Raw genomic sequence first — 1485 nt, forward strand, 5'->3', positions numbered from 1 at the left:
GACTCGCACCGCCACGTTCAACAATACCGACGGCAGTCTCACGGCAAAAGCCGGGCAGCTCACCATTGCGACGTATGGTGATGTGGTTGTCAGTAGCGGGCAGCATCTGACTGCCGGACAGGATATGATCCTGCAAGCCAACAGCCTGACCAATGACGGGGAAGTGGCTGCGCAAGGCAATACCTTGCTGACACTGGACAATGCCCTGATCAACCACGGTTTAGTCTCCGGTCAGCAGACGACACTCGTAGCGCAGTCCGTGACCAATACCGATCAGCTTCAGTCTTTGACCGATCTCGGTTTAACCGCGGATGCACTGGATAATAGCGGCACACTGGCGGCACTCAGCGATATGACGCTGAATGTGGCGCACCAGCTGAGCAACAGCGGTGCTGTTTCAGCCAATCATGATGTCAGCCTGTTGACCGACAACCTGACCAACACCGGGAAGGTGTTTGCCGGCAATAACCTGCTGGTTGCCAAAGATACCGAGCAGACTCGCACCGCCACATTCAACAATACCGACGGCAGCCTCACAGCGAAAGCCGGTCAGCTCACCATTGCGACCCATGGTGATGTGGTTGTCAGTCGCGGGCAGCATCTAACTGCCGGACAGGATGTGACCCTGCAAGCCAACAGCCTGACCAATGACGGAGAAGTGGCTGCGCAAGGCAATACGTCGCTGACACTGGACAACGCCCTGACCAACCACGGGTTAGTCTCCGGTCAGCAGACGACGCTCATAGCGCAGTCAGTCACTAATACCGGTCAGATGCAGTCCCTGACCGATCTCGGCTTGACGACTGATGCACTGGATAACAGTGGCACACTGGCCGCACTCAGCGATATGACGCTGAATGTAGCGCACCAACTGAGTAATAGCGGTGCTGTTTCCGCCAATCATGATGTCAGCCTGTTGACCGACAACCTGACCAACACCGGGAAGGTGTTTGCCGGCAATAACCTGCTGGTCGCCAAAGATACCGAACAGACTCGTACCGCCACGTTCAACAATACCGACGGCAGCCTCACGGCAAAAGCCGGGCAGCTTACCATTGCGACCCATGGTGATGTGGTTGTCAGTCACGGGCAGCATCTGACTGCCGGACAGGATGTGACCCTGCAAGCCAACAGCCTGACCAATGACGGGGAAGTGGCTGCGCAAGGCAATACCTCGCTGACACTCGACAACGCCCTGACCAACCACGGTTTAGTCTCCGGTCAGAAGACGACGATTACAGCGCAGTCCGTGACCAATACCGATCAGCTTCAGTCTCTGACCGATCTCGGTTTAACCGCGGATGCACTGGATAATAGCGGCATACTGGCCGCACTCAGCGATATGACGCTGAATGTGGCGCACCAGCTGAGCAACAGCGGAGCGGTGTCAGCCAATCATGATGTCAGCCTGTTGACCGACAACCTGACCAACACCGGGAAGGTGTTTGCTGGGAATAATCTGCTGATCGCCAAAGATACCGGTCT

General features: G+C 56.4%; 1 protein-coding gene. It reads left to right on the plus strand.

The features are described from left to right. The coding region (locus AC55NX_RS20650) for a hypothetical protein (protein ID WP_496997440.1) at nt 1-1485 on the plus strand (1485 nt) is incomplete at both ends.

This window comes from Vibrio rubrogenes, assembly GCF_059641415.1.